The sequence below is a fragment of the Nocardioides allogilvus genome (assembly GCF_003047285.1).
GTDB classification, from domain to species: Bacteria; Actinomycetota; Actinomycetes; order Propionibacteriales; family Nocardioidaceae; genus Nocardioides; species Nocardioides allogilvus.
The window spans coordinates 25,568-42,343 of the sequence record NZ_PZYX01000012.1 but is presented as its reverse complement, the minus strand read 5'-3'; the positions used below and the strand labels follow the sequence as shown (position 1 = coordinate 42,343).

Sequence of the window (16,776 nt, the reverse complement as noted above, 5' to 3'; positions counted from 1 at the left end):
GTCCTCAATGGGCATCTCGTCACACCTCAGGAACGACGGCATCCGCGTCGTCACCGTCGCCTGTCCCCCGGTCAACGCGTTGACCGTGCAGGGCTGGTTCGACCTCGCCACGGCGCTCGACGAAGCCGGAGCGGACCCCGCGACGAAGGTGGTGATCCTGCGCGCGGAGGGCAAGGGCTGGAATGCCGGCGTCGACATCAAGGAGATGCAGAACACCGAGGGCTTCGACGCCCTGATCGGTGCGAACAAGGGCTGCTTCGCCGCGTTCAAGGCGGTCTACGAGTGCCAGGTGCCCGTGATCGCCGCAGTCCACGGCTTCTGCCTCGGCGGCGGCGTCGGCCTGGTCGGCAACGCCGACATCGTGGTCGCCAGCGACGACGCCTGGTTCGGCGTGCCGGAGGTCAAGCAGGGCGCACTCGGCGCTGCCACCCACCTCGCGCGGCTGGTCCCCCAGCACCTCATGCGCACGCTCTACTTCACCGCGCGCACGATCAAGGCCGCCGACCTCGTCCAGCACGGCTCGGTCTACGAGGTGGTCCCCCGCGACCAGCTCGACGACGCCGCCCTCGCGCTCGCAGCCGACATCGCAGACAAGGACACCCGGGTGATCCGGGCCGCCAAGGAGGCGCTCAACGGGATCGACCCGATCGACGTGAACAAGAGCTACCGCTTCGAGCAGGGCTTCACGATGGAGCTCAACCTGCTGGGCGTCAGCGACGAACTCAGAGACACGTTTGTAAATGGGCACAGCGCCGGGACGGAGAAGGCCAAGTGAAGCCACGCGACAAGCAGATGACCATCGACGAGGTGGTCGGCCGGCTGAAGAGCGGCATGACCATCGGCATCGGCGGCTGGGGACCCCGGCGCAAGCCGATGGCACTCGTGCGGGCCATCCTGCGCTCCGACCTCACCGACCTGACGATCGTGTCGTGGGGCGGCGCCGACGTCGGCCTGCTCGCCGATGCCGGCAAGATCAAGCGGCTCGTCTACGCCTTCGTCTCCCTCGACTCGATCCCCCTCGAGCCGCTGTTCGCCAGGGCCCGCCAGGACGCGACCATCCCGGAGGTCTGCGAGTGGGACGAGGGCATGTTCTTCACCGGCCTCAAGGCCGCGTCCGAGCGCCTGCCCTTCCTGCCGATGCGCGCCGGGCTCGGCTCCGACGTGCTCGTCAACAACCCCGACATCACGACGATCACGAGTCCGTACGGCGATGGCGAGACGTTCGTCGCCGTACCGGCCTTGAAGCTGGATGCCGCGCTCGTCCACCTCAACCGCGCCGACGCGCACGGCAACGCGACCTACCTCGGGCCCGACCCCTACTTCGACGACCTCTTCGCGATGGCCGCCGACGAGGTCTACGTGTCCTGCGAGCAGGTCGTCGACACCGCCGGGCTCACCCTCGACACCCCCGTCCAGCGGCTGCTGCTCAGCCGGATGCTGGTCACCGGGGTGGTCGAGACGCCCAACGGCGCCCACTTCACCACCTGCACGCCCGACTACGAGCGGGACGAGAAGTTCCAGCGCCACTACGCCACGAGCGCTGCCGACCCCGAGGCGTGGAGCGCGTTCAAGCAGCGGTTCCTGTCCGGCAACGAGGCCGCCTACCAAGCAGCCGTCGCTGCGTTCGCAGAGGAGCAGGCATGAACGACATCACCCGCGCGGAGGTCTGCGCCACCGCCGTCGCCGACGCGTTCAAGGACGACGGCGAGATCTTCGGCTCCCCCATGGGCATCATGCCGATGCTCGGGGTGCGGCTGGCCAAGCTGACCTCCAACCCCGACCTGGTGATCTCCGACGGTGAGTCGCTGTTCCTCGCCGGTGTCCCCCCGCTGTTCGCGAAGGCCGAGGTCGTCGAGGGCTGGATCCCGTTCCGCCGCGTCTTCGACGTGGTCGCCCACGGCCGGCGGCACGTGATGATGGGCGCCACCCAGATCGACCGCCACGGCAACCAGAACATCTCCGCGATCGGCGACTTCGCCCGTCCGAAGCGCCAGCTGCTGGGCAGCCGCGGTGCCCCCGGCAACACCGTCAACAACCGCACGTCCTACTGGGTGCCCAGGCACTCGCCGCGCGTCTTCGTCGAGCGGGTCGACGTCGTCACCGGCGTCGGGCCCAGGCTGGCGAAGGAAGCCGGACCGGCGGCGTCGACGTACAACGACATCCACCGGATCGTCACCGACCTCGCCGTCCTCGACGTCGGCGGTCCCGATGACACGGTGCGACTCCTGTCCACCCACCCCGGCGTCAGCGTCGAGGAGGTCCGGGCGGCGACAGGCTTCGAGGTCCACGTGCCCACCGACGTCACGACCACGCGCGAACCCACGCCCGGCGAGCTGATGCTGATCCGTGAGGTGCTCGACCCGCGCGGGCTCCGCACCAAGGAGGTCTCGACGTGATCGCGCAGCTGCTGAGGACCCCGCTGACCGAGCTCACCGGCGTCCGGCACCCGGTCGTGCAGACCGGCATGGGCTGGGTCGCAGGTCCGCGCCTGGTCAGCGGCACCGCCAACGCCGGCGGCCTCGGCATCCTCGCCAGCGCGACCATGACGATCGCCCAGCTGGAGGCCGCGATCATCGAGGTGAAGGGCCGCACGGACGCGCCGTTCGGCGTCAACCTGCGCGCTGACGCGGCCGATGCCCCGGCCCGTTGCGACCTGCTGATCGAGCACGGCGTGAAGGTGGCCAGCTTCGCGCTGGCTCCGAAGCCCGAGCTGATCGCGAGGCTCAAGGAGCACGACATCGTCGTCATCCCGAGCGTCGGCCTGCCCAAGCACGCGGTCAAGGTCGCGAGCTGGGGCGCCGACGCGGTGATGATCCAGGGCGGCGAGGGTGGCGGGCACACCGGCAGCGTGCCGACGTCGCTGCTGCTGCCGACCGTGCTCGATGCCGTGGACATCCCGGTGATCGCGGCCGGTGGCTACTTCGACGGCCGCGGCCTCGCTGCCGCACTGGCGTACGGCGCCGCCGGCATCGGCATGGGCACGCGGTTCCTGCTCACGGCGGACAGCGCCGTACCCGACGCAGTGAAGCGGTTGTATCTCGACCACGACCTCAACGGCACCGTCGTCACCGACAAGGTCGACGGCATGCCGCACCGGATGCTGCGCACGCCGCTGGTCGACGAGATCGAGGAGTCCTCGCGGCTCAGGAGGCTGACCCCGACCGTGCGGCGCACCCTGGAGTTCAAGCGCGACTCGGGCATGTCCTGGCGCCAGCTCGCCGTCGACGGCCGGGCGATGCGCAAGGCGCAGGGCCGGTCCCTGGCCCAGATGACCCTCGCCGCGAACACCCCGACGATGCTGAAGGCCGGCCTCGTCGACGGGGACACCGGCGCCGGCGTGCTCGCCGCGGGCCAGGTCGTCGGCGTGCTGGACGACCTGCCAACCTGCGAGGAGCTGATCGACCGGGTCGTCACCCAGGCAGCTGACAGCATGCGACGCAGTCACAGCCTGCTCGCGTGACGAGTCCCGGACCCACCAGACGCCCCCACACGACCAAGGAGTGGAACAGATCATGACCCAACCCCGGCCGACGACGCTGCCGCAGGCGCTGCTGCACGCGGCTGAGCGACACGGTGACCGGCCGGCCGTCGTGGACGGCGACCGGTCGAGGTCCTGGGCGGCGCTGCGCGATGACGTACGGCGAACCGCGGCCGCCTACGTCCGGCTGGGCCTGGCACCGGGCGACCGGGTGGCGATCTGGGCCCCCAACAGCCTTGAATGGGTCGTCGCGGCACTCGCCGTGAGCCATGCCGGAGCCGCGCTGGTCCCGATCAACACCCGCTACAAGGGCCACGAGGTCGTGGACGTGCTGCGCCGGACCGGGGCGACGCTCGTCGTCGTGGCGGACGGCTTCCTCGGACGTTCCCAGCTCGACGAGCTGTCCGCCGCCGCGGATGACGACGGGACCGGGCTCCCCGACCTGCGTGTGGTCGTCCGGATCGGCCACGGGGACCCGGCCACGGGGGTGCACGCGTTCGACGACCTCGCGGCCCTCGCCGATGACGCGTCACTCACCGAGACGGATCGGCGAGCCGCCGCGGTCGACGCCGACGACGTCGCCGACATCCTCTTCACGTCCGGCACCACCGGCCGGTCGAAGGGTGTGGTGTCAGCGCACCGGCAGACCGTCGAGGCGGCGCGCCTCTGGGGCTCGACCTGCGGGGTGACCGAGGAGGACCGCTACCTCGTCGTCAACCCGTTCTTCCACTCCTTCGGCTACAAGGCGGGGATCGTGGTGGCGTTGCTCAGCGGCTGCTGCCTCTACCCGCAGGCCACGTTCGACGTCGACGAGACGCTGCGGTTGATCGGCGAGGAGCGGATCACGGTGCTGCCGGGCGCCCCGACGATCTTCACCTCGCTCTTCGCCTCCCCCGGCCTCGCCTCGATCGACCGGTCGTCGCTGCGGATCGCAGTGACCGGCGCAGCGTCGGTCCCGGTGGCGCTGGTCGAGCGGATGCAGGCCGAGCTGGGCTTCGACCACGTGTTGACCGCCTTCGGCATGACCGAGTGCGTGGTCGCCACGATGTGCCGCCCGGGAGATCCCGACGCCCTGGTGGCCAGCACGTGCGGCGCCCCCGTCCCGGGAGTGGAGGTGCGGATCGTCGACCCGGAGACCGGGGCGGTCGTGGACCCCGGCGACGAGGGCGAGGTGCAGTTCCGCGGCGACATGGTGATGGTGGGCTACCTCGACGACGAGGAGGCGACCGCCCAGGCGATCGACCGGGACGGCTGGCTGCACACGGGCGACGTGGGCAGGGTGGACGAGCAGGACCACCTGACGATCACCGACCGGCTCAAGGACATGTACATCTCCGGCGGCTTCAACGTCTATCCCGCCGAGGTCGAGCAGGCACTGGCGCGGCTCGACGGCGTGGTCGAGTCCGCCGTCGTCGGCATGCCTGACGAGCGGATGGGCGAGGTCGGCCGAGCATTCGTCGTACGAACCTCCGACGAGGCGCTCGGCGCCGACGAGGTGACGAGCTTCCTGCGCGAGCGGGTCGCGAACTTCAAGATGCCACGTGACGTGGTCTTCATCGATCAGCTGCCGCGGAACGCGGCAGGCAAGGTGCTGAAGGACGAGCTGAGGAGCAAGCCATGACCAACGAACCAGAGGTCACCTACGAGGTGACGGGTGCCGTGGCGCGGATCAGGTTGAACCGCCCGGAGTACCGCAACGCGCAGAACTCGGCGATGACCTACGCGCTGGACGACGCCTTCCGGCGGGCGACCGACGACGACAACGTCGCGGTGATCGTGCTGTCCGGCAACGGCGACCACTTCTCGGCCGGTCACGACATCGGCACGCCCGGGCGCGACGTCGACGTCGAGTTCGAGCGCCGGGCCGTCATCCATTGGACGCACGTCGGCAAGGAGGGCGGCGACCTCCGCTACGCACGCGAGTCCGAGGTCTACCTGGGCATGTGCCGCCGCTGGCGCGAGGTGCCCAAGCCGGTGATCGCGATGGTGCACGGCGCCTGCATCGCGGGCGGCCTGATGCTCGCCTGGGCGTGCGACTTCATCGTCGCCTCCGAGGACGCGTTCTTCTCCGACCCGGTGGTCCGGATGGGCATCCCGGGCGTCGAGTACTTCGCCCACCCCTGGGTGATGAACCCGCGCGCTGCCAAGGAGTTCCTCTTCACCGGCGACCGGTTCACGGCCACCCGGGCGCAGGAGCTCGGCATGGTCAACCAGGTCGTGCCGCGCGACGACCTCGAGGAGACCGTCCTCGCGATGGCCGGGCGGATCGCCCAGATGCCCCGCTTCGGGCTGGCGCTGACGAAGAAGGCGGTCAACCAGGCCGAGGACCTGCAGGGCATGCGTTCCGGCATGGACTCGGTCTTCGGACTTCACCACTTCGCCCACGCCCACAACGCGGAGGTCTCCAGCGACTCGCTGGGCGGCCTGGACGCGAAGGGCATGGCGGCGAAGAACAAGGAACAGGCGACCAAGGACTGACGGGCTGGCCCGGGGGCCCGCGACGTTCATTGAGGTCAATGAACTTCGCGGGAGGGCCGTCGTCGAGGGCTAGGCGCCCACGAACACGTTGCCGAGAGCCACCACCGCGGTGACGACCAGTCCCGAGAGGACGATGGACCGGAACTGCTCCGGGGAGAGCCGCTGGAAGATCCGGTTGCCGACCGCCCAGCCTGCCGGCAGGCCGACGACGCCCCCGGCAATCGCGGCCAGAGTGGTGGCGTGCAGCTGCCCGGTCAGGGCGAAGGCCGTCACCGCGACTGCACCCTGGCCGCAGAAGACCGCCTGGAGGGTCGCGCGGAACCTACGGGGTGGGAGGCCGGCCGCTTGGAGCGACAGGACGAGCGGCGGGCCGTTCATCCCGGTCGCGGTCAGCAGCAGGCCGCTGGTCACACCCGAGGCCCACACGGAGCGGCGTCCCGTGGGCAGCACCACCCTGCTCCACATCAGTGCGACCGCGACGAGCAGCGCGACCGCGACCACGAGCGTCAGGGTCCGGTCGTCGGCACGGGTGAGCACGAGCAGCCCGCACGGCATGCCGAGCACGCCGGCGACCGTGAGCGTCCGGGCCAGGGGCCGGTCGACCTCGGCCGGCTCGCGGCGCCAGGCGCGGGCCGAGATCACCATGCTGATCACCGTGGCGGCCACCACGGCGGTCGACGGCCCGACCGCGAGGGCGAGCAGCGGCACGGCCACCAGGGCCGACCCGAACCCGCTCACTGCCTGGGCCAGGGCCGCCAGCAGGAACACCACGACGCCGATGCCGGCGACGACCAGGAGCTCAGTCACCGAACGCGACGACCCCGGCCGTGATCGCCTGGCGACCGTCGGCAGTCGCCTCGAACGAAGATCCCCAGGCACGCACCTCCAGAGTGTCCCCCGGGAACACCGGCGCCGCGAACCGGCCCGAGAGCGACGTCAGCGACGCGGGGTGGACGCCACGCGCATCCGCGAGGGCGACGACCGCCATCCCGATCGTGCACAAGCCGTGCATGAAGGGTCGCGGCATGCCCGCGGCCGCCGCGGCGGCGGGATCGACGTGCATCGCGTGCCGGTCGCCGAGCAGGCGGTAGAGCGCCGGCTGGACCGGCGAAGTCGTCACGCCCAGGGTCAGGTCGGCGTCGTCCGCGGGACGGCCGGCAGCCGACGGACCTCGCTCGCCGCCGAAGCCTCCGCACCCGGGCGCGAAGATCGACCAGGTCGCGACGAAGTAGTCGCAGGTCACCTCGAGCTCGAAGACCGCCGCCGCGCCCTTGTCCCACACCGCACTCACGCGGGCGGTCATCTCGACCGTGGCGGCGGGAGGCAACGGCGCCAGCACCCGAAGGGCCTGGGCGCCGTGGACGGCGGTGGAGGTGTCGAACGCGCCCGCGGAGCCGAGCGCGTCCGGCGCCCACTGGGCCAGGGTCAGCCCGAAGGTGGGCAGCACGCGCAGCTGCTCCTCGAAGACGAGGTCGAGCCGCGACGGGGAAACTCCGAGCGCCAGCGCATAGAGGATGGGGTCGCGGTCGCCGTACGACACGGTGCGGGTGCCGAGGTCGCGGCCGAGCCAGGTGCTCATGCCGCCCCCAGGACCAGGCCGGAGGTGGGCACGCCGGTGCCGGCGGTGACGACGACGTTGCGGACGTCGCCGGGCTGGTTGACCGAGGTGCCGCGGACGAGGCGTACGGCCTCGGCGATGCCGTTCATGCCGTGCAGGTAGGCCTCGCCGAGCTGGCCACCGTGGGTGTTGAGCGGGAGCGAGCCGTCGAGCTCGAGGTGGCCGTCGCGGATGAAGTCGGCGGCCTCGCCGCGACCGCAGAAGCCGAGCTCCTCCAGCTGGGGCAGGACGAACGGCGTGAAGTGGTCGTAGAGGACAGCCGCCTGCATGTCGCTCGGGCCGAGCCCGGACTGGGCCCAGAGCTGGTTGCCGACCAGGCCCATCTCCGGGATGCCGGAGATCGAGGGCCGGTAGTAGGAGGTCATCATGTGCTGGTCGTGGCCGGAGCCCTGGGCGGCACCGACCACCAGGGCGGGCACGTGGGGCAGGTCGCGAGCGCGCTCCGCGGAGACGACGACGAGCGCCTGTCCCCCGTCGGTCTCCTGGCAGCAGTCCAGCAGGTGCAGCGGCTCGGCGATCCAGCGCGAGGCCTGGTGCTCCTCGAGGGTGATCGGGCGTCCGAAGAAGTGCGCCTTGGGGTTGGTCGCGGCTCGCGCCCGGTCGATGACCGAGATCCGCCCGAAGTCCTCCGACGTGGCGCCGTACTCGTGCATGTAGCGGCGGGCGAACATGCCCACCCACTGTGCGGGGGTCGAGAGCCCGAAGGGCGTCATCCAGGCGTAGGCCGCGCGGTCGGCGTTCGTGTCCATCGGACGGTCCGCCTGGCCGAGGCCGTAGCGCTCCCCCGACCTCTCGTTGAACGCGCGCCAGCAGACGACGACCTCGGCGAGCCCGGCGTGGATGGCGGCGGCCGCGTGCGCCACGGTGCCGCATGCCGCGCCACCGCCGTGCGGGACGCGGGAGAAGAACGAGAGATCGCCGATGCCGACATTGCGGGCGACGTGGATCTCGGCGCTGGTCTCGGCGGTGAAGGTGACCATGCCGTCGACGTCGGAGGGCCGGAGCCCCGCGTCGGCGATCGCGGCGGTGACCGCCTCGCAGGCGAGCTGGAGCTCGCTGCGGCCGGACTCCTTGGAGAACTCGGTCGCGCCGATGCCGACGATCGCGGTGGCACCCGAGAAGCCGCTCACAGCTCCACCTCGACGAGACCGGACACGTGCACGCCGACCTGGTTGGTGCCGACCACGTCGACGGTCACCCGTCGGTCGTCGATCGCGGACACCGAGCCGGTCAGCGTCATCGTGTCGCCGGGGTGGTTCGGCGCGCCGAGCCGGATCCGGATCCTCTTCACCACGGCCGTCGGTCCGGCCCAGGACGTGACGAACCGGTCGACGAGACCGTTGGTGGTGAGGATGTTCATGAAGATGTCCGGCGAACCGCGCTCCTGCGCGAGTGCCGGGTCGTGGTGCACGTCCTGGTAGTCGCGGCTGGCGATCGCGGTGGCCACGATCAGGCTGCGGGTCAGCGGGATCTCCAGCGGGGGCAGCACGTCTCCGATGTTCACGAGGCCACGCCCTCGCGTGCGAGCACCGCACCGAGGTCGGCGAGCGCGGCGGCCGAACCACCGAGCGTGCTGGCGATCTGCTTGCCCCACAGGAAGTTGCGGTGCACGGGGTAGTCGACGTCCACGCCGATGCCGCCGTGCAGGTGCTGGACCCGGTGCACGACGTCGAGGCCGGCCTGGTCGCACCACCACTTCGCGACCAGCGCAGCGCGCGCCGCGTCGGGCTCACCGAGCGAGGCGAGCGCCTGCCACAGCGTGACCCGCATGGCGTCGATGTCGATCCAGCAGTCGGCCAGCTGGTGCTGGGCCGACTGGAAGGTCGCGAGCGGGCGGCCGAACTGCTCCCGCGTCGAGAGGTACTCCGCAGCGAGCCGCAGCGCCCCGTCGGCGACGCCCACCTGCACGGCCGCGAGCGCGACCGCGGCCAGGCGAAGCACGGCCGCGAGCGTCTCGCCGTCACCGATCTGCTCGGCGTCCGCGTCGGTCAGGGTCAGGTGGCCGGCCAGGTCGTGGGTCGTGGTCTCGGTCTGCTCCCACGAGATCCCGTCACCTTCGGCCGGGACCAGGAAGAGGCCCGGACCGGACGGGCCGGTCGCCGACACCAGCACGTGCGAGGCACCGCACGGCGAGGGCACGACCGCCTTCGTGCCGGTCAGGCGGAAACGATCTACGGCGCGGGTGGCGGCACAGCGCGGGGCCGCGGGCGCCGCTCCGTCGAACTCCTCGAGCGCGAGCGTGATCCGCAGCGAACCGTCGGCCGCACCGGCGAGCAGTGCGTCCCGCAGGGCAGGTGTCCCGAAGGACGCGACCGCGAGCGAGGCGACGCCGGCGGACCAGAGCGGCACCGGTGCGACGGTCCGGCCCTGCTCCTCCAGGACGACGCAGAGCGCGGCGAGGTCGAGCCCGGCTCCGCCGTACGACTCCGGAAGGGCGAGGCCGAGGAGGCCGGCGCTGGCGAGGTGCTGCCAGAGCTCCTCGTCGAGGTGGGTGGCGGATCCTTCGACCTCGCGCACGCGGTCGGTGGTGGCCCGGTCGGTGAAGATCTCGCGAGCCAGGTCGCGGACGGCGACGAGGTCCTCGTCGTAGGTGAAGTCCATCAGTGCTCCAAGGTTGCGACGGGCCGGAAAACCGGCAGGGTCAGCTCGGGATCGGCGTCCAGCCACTCGACCTCGAGCGGCATGCCGATGCTCAGGGCGTCGGCGGTGACGCCCGTCAGGTTCGTGATCAAGCGCGTGCCCTCGTCGAGCTCGACGACCGCGATCAGCAGCGGGTAGTCAAACGCCGGGTGTCGGGGGTGGTGCGCGACGACGAAGGAGTAGAGCGTGCCGCGGCCGCTGGCCTCGACGGTGTCCCAGTCGAAGGACTGGCACTCCGGGCACGCCGGGCCTGGCGGGTGCCGCAGGGTCTTGCACGCCAGACAGCGCTGGACGACGAGCCGGTGCTCGCGCGCGGCCTCGAACCAGAACGCGTTGTCGAGGTTGACGGCGGGACGTGGCCGTGGGGTCTCGACAGGCTCGACCGGCGACGATGCGACAGGCTGGAAGCGCAACGTCCGCCAGCGCTGGGTCGCCACCACTGACCCGGCCGCGTCGCAGTAGGTCTTCAGCGTGGTCACGAACCGTCCGGCCCCGAGACCGGTCGCCTTCTCGGGCGAGATCGCCTCGACGACCTCCTCGACGCTGACGTGGTCACCGGGCACGACCTCGCGCACGAACTCGAAGTCCGAGTCGGTGGCCACGACGGAGGTGTAGCCGCCCTCGGCGAGCAGCGCGACCAGCTCGTCGAACCCGCCGGCGACCACCGGAGCGCCGAAGCCACGCATCGTCCAGGCCTGCATCATCGAGGCCGGGGCGACTGGAGAAGCACCGAGGTAGCGCGGGTTGGTGTCCCCCATCGCCTCGACCCAGTGCCGGATCATCGGCACGTTGACCGGGTCGGCGGCCGGGCGGAGCGCGACGAGCGGGCGGCCGACGAAGGCGGCCAGCCGGTCGTCGTACGCACTCATCGCCTGGACCTCGGGAGTCCGAGGCCCTGGGTGGCGACCATGTCGCGCAGGATGTCGTTGACTCCCCCGCCGAACGTGTTGACGATGCCCTGGCGGGAGAGCTGCTCCACCTGTCCGTGCAACACGGCGCCAGACGACTCGGGACGGATCCGCCCCGCCGCGCCGAGGACCTGCGTGAGGGTGCGCTGCACGTCGATGTGGGTCTCGGTGCCGTAGGTCTTGGCGGCGCCGGCGGTCGCGCCGGTCAGGTCACCGGCCGCAACGGCGGTCGTCATCTTCCAGTTCATCAACCGCATCGCCTCGAGCTTCGCGTAGGTGCGCGCCAGCTCGGACTGCACCCACGGCTGCTCGATGACTCCCGTCTCGCGAGCCCAGGCCAGCACGTTCTCCCAGAGCTGGATCATCCGGCCGCCGAGCGCGGCCAGCCCGATCCGCTCGTGGTTGAGCTGGGCGGTGATCAGCGACCAGCCGGCGTCCACATCGCCGACGACGTCGCCGGCCGGGACGCGGATGTCGGTGTAGTAGGTCGCGGTCACGACCATCCCGCCGACGGCCTGGATCGGGCTCCAGGTGAAGCCGGGATCGGTGGTCGGCACGATGAGGATCGAGATGCCCTGGTGCTTCGGGGCGTCGGGGTCGGTGCGCACGGCCAGCCACACGTAGTCGGCGGTGTTGGCCCCGGACGTGAAGATCTTCTGGCCGTTGACCACGAAGTCCTCGCCGTCGCGCACGGCCCGGGTCGTGAGCGACGCCAGGTCGGTGCCCGCGGACGGCTCGGTGTAGCCGATCGCGAAGACGATGTCGCCAGCCAGGATGCCGGGCAGGTAGGCCTGCTTCTGCGCTTCCGTGCCGTACTGCATGAGCGTCGGACCGACGGTGTTGACGGTGACGAAGGGGAAGGGCAGCCCGGCGCGCTGGACCTCGTCGAAGAAGACGTACTGCTCCTCGATCGAGCGGCCCTGGCCGCCGTACTCGCTCGGCCAGCCGATCCCGAGCCAGCCGTCGCGGCCGAGCATCTTCACGACCTCGCGGAAGCGCGGGCCACCGACGCCTTCCTCGCCGACGCGTCGCCGTACGTCGTCAGGCAGCAGCGCGGCGAAGTAGGCGCGCAGCTCCTTGCGAAGCTGTTGCTGGGCGGGGGTCTCGCGCAGGTCCATGTCAGTCCATCCAGGCCTGGTCGAGCAGCACCATGGAGTTCACGGAGTCATCGACGCCGTGGACGTCCTTGTTCCACGCGAGGAATTCGGGCGTCGGGCCTACCGCTAGGGCGGGCACGTCGGTGTTCCACTGCTCTTGGATCCGCGCCATGACATCGCGCTGCACGTCCTCACCCTCGGCGCCCTGGAGCTCCGTGATGAGCGAGTCCATCTCCGGGCTCGTGTGCATGCCTACGGTCAGGTTTCCCTGCGAGTGCAAGGTCGCGAACATCCGGCCGTACGGTCCGGCCTCACGCCAGCTGATCCCCCACCCTGCGACGTCGTAGTTGCCGTCGATCGCGACCTTCTGGATTTGGTCCTGGACGTTGCTCACCAGGTCGAGCTCGACATCGAAGCCGACGCCCTCGAGGAGCGCCTTGATGGCGACCGCGGTGTTGCGCGAGGCGGGGTCGGACGCGTCGAGGTAGGTGACCTTGCCGTCGTAACCGTCGGCCTTGGCCTCATCGAGAAGCTTGCGCGCGGACTCGGGATCGAAGTCGTTGCCGCCGATGTCGGAGTGCCAGCGCGAGAAGGATGGGAAGACCTCGTTGGTCGGGAGACCGGCGCCGGCGTAGGCGCGGTCGGAGACGACCTCGGGGTCGATAGCCAAGGCCATCGCCTGACGGACCCGCTGGTCCTCACCCGGGTGGCCCTCGCGGCTGTTGATCACAGCCACGTTGCCGAGGGCGACGAGGTTCATGAAGCCGGGCTGGCCGGCCTTGACCGCTTCGCGGACCACCTGGGCGTCACGGAAGAAGGCGGCGTCGACGTCGCCAGCCTGCAGGGTTTCGTAGAGCGCGTTGGGGTCAGGCAGGTAGACCACACGGATCGTCGCCAGGTGCGGCGCCTCGCCCCAGTAGTCGGTGCGCGCGCTCAGCACCATCTCTTCCTTCGGCCGGTGACGGGTCAAAGTGAAGGCGCCGGCGCCGATCGGGGTGAACTCGCCGTCCCGGTCCGAGCCCTTCCCGACAATCATGCCGGGGCCGGTCGTGAGCATGAAGGGGAAGCTGGGCCAAGCCGACTTGAGCGTGAATTCGACGGTGAGGTCGTCGACGGCCTCGACCGCCGTCACGTTGTCGGCCCACAGGCGCGCCTCGTCGGCCCCCGCCTCGACGTAGCGTTCCAGGCTCCACTTCACGGCGTGGGCGTCCAGGACGCTGCCGTCGCTGAAGGACACGCCCTCGGGCAGCGTGAGGGTGAAGACGGTGGAGTCGTCATTGCTCTCGAGGGACTCGGCGAGGTTGGTGGTGACCTCCGCAGTGGCGGTGTCGTACTGCATGAGCGTGTCGTAGATCGCGGCCATCTCCACGCCACCGGTCGATCCGGCCACGATGGTCTGCGCCGGATCGAGGTAACCGGGCTCGGAGTAGGCACCGAAGGTCAGAGTGCCGCCGTCGACGGGAGTGCCCTCGTCGTCGGAGCGCACGATGCCGACCTCGTAGAAGTCGGACGTGGTGCGCTCGATCTCGGTGTTCTTCAGGGTCTCGGCACAGCCGGCAAGGAAGAGCCCGGCGCAGGCCAGGGCGACCGGAACACTGCGACGGCGGAGCAGGTGATTCATCAATACCTCTTCGTGTGGCGGTTCTAGGGCAGGAAGCGGAGCCGGCCGGCGGCCTCGAACTCCGCGCGCAGGGCGGCCTTGTCGGCCTCGGTCATCGAGACGTACGCCGGAGCGCCGCGTCCCTCCCAGCGGTGGACCGGGTCGGTGGTCCGCCACCCCTCGAGCTGGATCGCCTTCTTCTGCAGCTTGTTGGAGCCGGTGGTCGGCAGCGCGTGCGAGAACCGAACGAAGCGCGGCGCGCCCTTGCTGCCGAGGTCCTGCTGGCCGGCCAGGAACCCGGGCAGGTCGAGCGACTCGAACGTCGTGCCGGCAGGCACCTCGATGGCGGCCATCACCTGGTCGCCGGACGTCGGGTCGGGTACGGCGAACACGCCGGCCGCCACGATCGCGGGGTGCCGCTTGAGGATGCGCTCGATCAGCAGGGCGGAGGTGTTCTCGCCGTCCACCCGGATCCAGTCGCCCGAGCGGCCGGCGAAGTAGAGGAAGCCCTGCTCGTCGGCGTAGCCGAGGTCGCCGGTCCAGTACCAGCCGTGACGCACGCGCTCGGCATCCGCCTCGGGGTTCTTCCAGTAGCCCTCGAAGCTCGTGGCGCCCTCGGTGTTGACCAGCTCGCCGATTGTTTGCTCTGCGTTGAGCACGCGACCGTGCTCGTCGAGGACCGCCGGCGGGCAGGTCTCGCGCGTCTCCGGGTCCACGACGCGGACGCCGTCGTGGGCGGGCCGCCCGAGGGTGGCCACCGGCCCGTCGGGCGCGAGCGTGATCATCCCGGCGCCCTCGCTCGAGCCGTAGGCCTCGAGCAGCGTGGCCCCGAACCGGCGGCGGAACTCGGCCTGGTCCTCGGGTGAGGCCTCGGTGCCGAAGCCGTGGGTCAGCGTCGTGTCCGCGTCGGCGTCGGCGGGTGGTGTTGCGAGGACGTAGCTGATCGCCTTGCCGACGTAGGTGAAGTAGGTCGCGCCGAAGCGGCGGACGTCGTCGATGAACCGGGAGGCGGAGAACTTCGGCGTCAGCGCGACGGTCGCACCGGCGACCAGGGACGGTGCCCACAGCCCCATCAGCGCGTTGCCGTGGAAGAGCGGCATGCAGCAGTAGGAGATGTCGTGTCGCCGGACGCCGTACTTCTCGGCGTTCATCCGGCCGAGCCCGAGCAGCCGCCCCTGGCTGCAGCGGACCGCCTTGGACGCGCCGGTCGTGCCGGAGGTGAAGAGCAGCAGCAGCTGGGTGGTCGCGTCGATCTCGGGGTCACGAGTCGGCTCGCACGCGTGCTTGGCCACCAGGTCGCCGTACGCCGGATCGTCGACCAGCAGGAAGCGGTCGCGCGGAACGCCGATGTCCAGGCCGTCCAGGAGCGCCAGTCCGGCCGCGTCCGTGATGACCAGCTGCAGCTCGGTGTTGCGCACCTCCTCCTCGAGGTGGGCGCCGCTGCGGGTGTTGTTGATGCCGACGATCGAGGCGCCGGCCAGCGCTGCGCCGCCGAGCCAGAGGATGAACTCGGGGACGTTCTCGAGCAGCACCCCGATGTGGAACGGCCCGTCGACCCGCAAGGAGCGAGCCAGCTCGGCGCGGGCCGCGCTCTCGCGCACCACCTCGTCCCAGGTCCAGGACCGGTCGTGCGAGAGCAGGCCCGGGTGGTCGTCCCCGAGCCGGTCGAGCAGCAGGTCGGCGATCGTCTCGCTCACGAGGCGTAGCCCTCCGGCTTGCCCCAGGTCGCCGTCCGCGTGGTGCTGCGCTGGACGAGGACGCACCGCGTGCCGGTGAAGTTGGTGGGCATGCACTTGTTGCAGTGGTTGCACAGCGACGGGGTCGATGCGTCCTTCTCGATGCGGTTGACCAGGTCGGGCTCGCGCAGCAGTGCGCGGGCCATCGCGACGAACTCGAAGCCCTCGTCCATGGCGAGGTCCATGACCGACTTCGTGGTGATGCCGCCGAGCAGGATCATCGGCAGCTTCACCGCGGCGCGGATCTGCCGGGAGTCCTCGAGGAGGTAGGCGTCGGTGTAGGGGTAGGCCTTGAGCTTGCGCTTGCCGACCAGCTTCACGCCGAGCTTGATCGGCTGCGGCATGACGTCGGCGAACTCCTTGAGCGGAGCGTCGCCCTTGAAGAGGTACATCGGGTTCAGCAGCGACGAACCGGCGGTCAACTCCAGCGCGTCGAGCGAGCCGTCGGCCTCGAGCCACTGGGCGACCGGGATCGCCTCGTCCAGCCAGAAGCCGCCGGGCACGCCGTCGTCCATGTTCATCTTGGCGATGATCGCGATCTTGTCCCCCACGGCGTCGCGGACCGCGCGCATGATCTCGCGCGCGAAGCGGGCCCGGTTCTCGAGACTGCCGCCGTAGCCGTCGGTGCGGTGGTTGATCTTCGGCGACAGGAACGAGCTCGCCAGGTAGTTGTGGCCGAGGTGTACCTCGACGGCGTCGAAGCCGGCGTCGATCGCCCGGCGGGCCGCCTCGGCGTGCGCCTCGGTGATCCGGGTCAGGTCGGCGACGCTCGCCTCCTGTGCCCAGCTGAGCGAGGTGGAGTGGAAGTGCTTCGTCGGCGAGAGAGCGGGCAGTCCGTTGGCCTTGGGGCTGGCGACCGGTCCCCCGTGGCCGATCTGGGCGGAGACGGCGGCGCCGTGGGCGTGCACCGCCTCGGTCAGCCTGCGCAGCCCCGGCATCGCCTCGTCGGTCCAGAGGATCTGGTGCCGGTCGGTGCGGCCCTCCCGGGCCACCGCGCAGTAGGCCACCGTCGTCATGCCGACCCCGCCGGCGGCGTACCCGACGTGAAAGTCGATCAGGTCCTGCGTCACGCGCGCCTTGTGGCTGAGTCCTTCGTACGTCGCCGCCTTGATCACACGGTTGCGGAGCGTCAACGGTCCCAGCTTCGCGGGCGCCAGCACATCAGGAGAGGTCATGCTCCGCACGCTATGGAGCCGCAGCGGGTGGTGCCGGGTGATGTCC

Annotated in this window: 16 protein-coding genes; 6 read left to right on the top strand and 10 right to left on the bottom strand. The window is 70.7% G+C overall.

Translation table 11 applies throughout. The annotated features are described in order from the left end of the window. Positions 1 to 7: 7 nt before the first annotated feature. From C9J87_RS15950 to C9J87_RS15925, 6 genes are read left to right on the top strand one after another with little or no spacing between them, the layout of a single operon-like run. Positions 8 to 775 carry an enoyl-CoA hydratase family protein gene (locus C9J87_RS15950; RefSeq protein WP_010832947.1) on the top strand — a complete coding sequence of 256 codons (768 nt, stop codon included), beginning with the start codon at positions 8 to 10 and terminating at the stop codon, positions 773 to 775. After that, positions 772 to 1,644: a CoA transferase subunit A gene (locus C9J87_RS15945; RefSeq protein WP_232820083.1), complete on the top strand. Its 873-nt coding sequence runs from the start codon at positions 772 to 774 to the stop codon at positions 1,642 to 1,644. Before C9J87_RS15950 ends, C9J87_RS15945 begins: the two co-directional genes overlap by 4 nt. Next, positions 1,641 to 2,396, top strand: coding sequence for a CoA-transferase subunit beta (locus C9J87_RS15940; protein WP_010832949.1), 756 nt, complete (start codon positions 1,641 to 1,643; stop codon positions 2,394 to 2,396). The genes C9J87_RS15945 and C9J87_RS15940 overlap by 4 nt, the downstream gene beginning before the upstream one ends. Then, on the top strand, positions 2,393 to 3,460 hold the full coding sequence (locus C9J87_RS15935) for an NAD(P)H-dependent flavin oxidoreductase (RefSeq protein WP_010832950.1): 1,068 nt from the start codon (positions 2,393 to 2,395) through the stop codon (positions 3,458 to 3,460). The genes C9J87_RS15940 and C9J87_RS15935 overlap by 4 nt, the downstream gene beginning before the upstream one ends. Before the next feature lie 52 nt (positions 3,461 to 3,512). Further along, positions 3,513 to 5,099 (top strand): FadD3 family acyl-CoA ligase, encoded by a 1,587-nt coding sequence (locus C9J87_RS15930; protein ID WP_036492760.1) that lies wholly within the window; start codon positions 3,513 to 3,515, stop codon positions 5,097 to 5,099. Next, positions 5,096 to 5,956, top strand: coding sequence for an enoyl-CoA hydratase (locus C9J87_RS15925; protein ID WP_010832952.1), 861 nt, complete (start codon positions 5,096 to 5,098; stop codon positions 5,954 to 5,956). Before C9J87_RS15930 ends, C9J87_RS15925 begins: the two co-directional genes overlap by 4 nt. A 69-nt stretch (positions 5,957 to 6,025) precedes the next feature. Here C9J87_RS15925 and C9J87_RS15920 read toward each other — a convergent pair whose 3' ends face one another. The 10 genes from C9J87_RS15920 to C9J87_RS15875 are packed head-to-tail and all read right to left on the bottom strand — an operon-like array spanning position 6,026 to position 16,730. After that, positions 6,026 to 6,763, bottom strand: a complete 738-nt coding sequence (locus tag C9J87_RS15920) for a sulfite exporter TauE/SafE family protein (protein WP_157953229.1) — start codon at positions 6,761 to 6,763, stop codon at positions 6,026 to 6,028. Continuing rightward, a complete protein-coding gene (locus C9J87_RS15915; protein ID WP_107706027.1) occupies positions 6,756 to 7,535 on the bottom strand; it encodes a MaoC/PaaZ C-terminal domain-containing protein in 780 nt (259 codons plus the stop codon). The genes C9J87_RS15920 and C9J87_RS15915 overlap by 8 nt, the downstream gene beginning before the upstream one ends. Further along, positions 7,532 to 8,704 carry a lipid-transfer protein gene (locus C9J87_RS15910; protein WP_107706026.1) on the bottom strand — a complete coding sequence of 391 codons (1,173 nt, stop codon included), beginning with the start codon at positions 8,702 to 8,704 and terminating at the stop codon, positions 7,532 to 7,534. Before C9J87_RS15910 ends, C9J87_RS15915 begins: the two co-directional genes overlap by 4 nt. Further along, complete coding sequence (locus C9J87_RS15905) at positions 8,701 to 9,078, bottom strand: MaoC family dehydratase (RefSeq protein ID WP_107706025.1); 378 nt, start codon at positions 9,076 to 9,078, stop codon at positions 8,701 to 8,703. Before C9J87_RS15905 ends, C9J87_RS15910 begins: the two co-directional genes overlap by 4 nt. Next, positions 9,075 to 10,175, bottom strand: coding sequence for an acyl-CoA dehydrogenase family protein (locus tag C9J87_RS15900; protein WP_107706024.1), 1,101 nt, complete (start codon positions 10,173 to 10,175; stop codon positions 9,075 to 9,077). Before C9J87_RS15900 ends, C9J87_RS15905 begins: the two co-directional genes overlap by 4 nt. Then, positions 10,175 to 11,083, bottom strand: a complete 909-nt coding sequence (locus C9J87_RS15895) for a bifunctional MaoC family dehydratase N-terminal/OB-fold nucleic acid binding domain-containing protein (protein WP_107706023.1) — start codon at positions 11,081 to 11,083, stop codon at positions 10,175 to 10,177. Before C9J87_RS15895 ends, C9J87_RS15900 begins: the two co-directional genes overlap by 1 nt. Next, a complete protein-coding gene (locus C9J87_RS15890) occupies positions 11,080 to 12,240 on the bottom strand; it encodes an acyl-CoA dehydrogenase family protein (RefSeq protein ID WP_107706022.1) in 1,161 nt (386 codons plus the stop codon). The genes C9J87_RS15895 and C9J87_RS15890 overlap by 4 nt, the downstream gene beginning before the upstream one ends. 1 nt (position 12,241) lies before the next feature. Beyond that, positions 12,242 to 13,840, bottom strand: a complete 1,599-nt coding sequence (locus C9J87_RS15885; RefSeq protein ID WP_107706021.1) for an ABC transporter substrate-binding protein — start codon at positions 13,838 to 13,840, stop codon at positions 12,242 to 12,244. 23 nt (positions 13,841 to 13,863) lie between these two features. Continuing rightward, positions 13,864 to 15,516 (bottom strand): AMP-binding protein, encoded by a 1,653-nt coding sequence (locus C9J87_RS15880; RefSeq protein ID WP_107706020.1) that lies wholly within the window; start codon positions 15,514 to 15,516, stop codon positions 13,864 to 13,866. Further along, a complete protein-coding gene (locus C9J87_RS15875) occupies positions 15,513 to 16,730 on the bottom strand; it encodes an NADH:flavin oxidoreductase (protein ID WP_107706019.1) in 1,218 nt (405 codons plus the stop codon). Before C9J87_RS15875 ends, C9J87_RS15880 begins: the two co-directional genes overlap by 4 nt. Positions 16,731 to 16,776 lie beyond the last annotated feature (46 nt).

Bases quoted from the DNA above. Each gene is read 5' to 3' on its own strand.
- C9J87_RS15895 (WP_107706023.1), bottom strand. From the start codon at position 11,083: ATGAGTGCGTACGACGACCGGCTGGCCGCCTTCGTCGGCCGCCCGCTC.
- C9J87_RS15875 (WP_107706019.1), bottom strand. From the start codon at position 16,730: ATGACCTCTCCTGATGTGCTGGCGCCCGCGAAGCTGGGACCGTTGACG.
- C9J87_RS15940 (WP_010832949.1), top strand. From the start codon at position 1,641: ATGAACGACATCACCCGCGCGGAGGTCTGCGCCACCGCCGTCGCCGAC.
- C9J87_RS15915 (WP_107706027.1), bottom strand. From the start codon at position 7,535: ATGAGCACCTGGCTCGGCCGCGACCTCGGCACCCGCACCGTGTCGTAC.
- C9J87_RS15890 (WP_107706022.1), bottom strand. From the start codon at position 12,240: ATGGACCTGCGCGAGACCCCCGCCCAGCAACAGCTTCGCAAGGAGCTG.
- C9J87_RS15885 (WP_107706021.1), bottom strand. From the start codon at position 13,840: ATGAATCACCTGCTCCGCCGTCGCAGTGTTCCGGTCGCCCTGGCCTGC.
- C9J87_RS15900 (WP_107706024.1), bottom strand. From the start codon at position 10,175: ATGGACTTCACCTACGACGAGGACCTCGTCGCCGTCCGCGACCTGGCT.
- C9J87_RS15930 (WP_036492760.1), top strand. From the start codon at position 3,513: ATGACCCAACCCCGGCCGACGACGCTGCCGCAGGCGCTGCTGCACGCG.
- C9J87_RS15925 (WP_010832952.1), top strand. From the start codon at position 5,096: ATGACCAACGAACCAGAGGTCACCTACGAGGTGACGGGTGCCGTGGCG.
- C9J87_RS15950 (WP_010832947.1), top strand. From the start codon at position 8: ATGGGCATCTCGTCACACCTCAGGAACGACGGCATCCGCGTCGTCACC.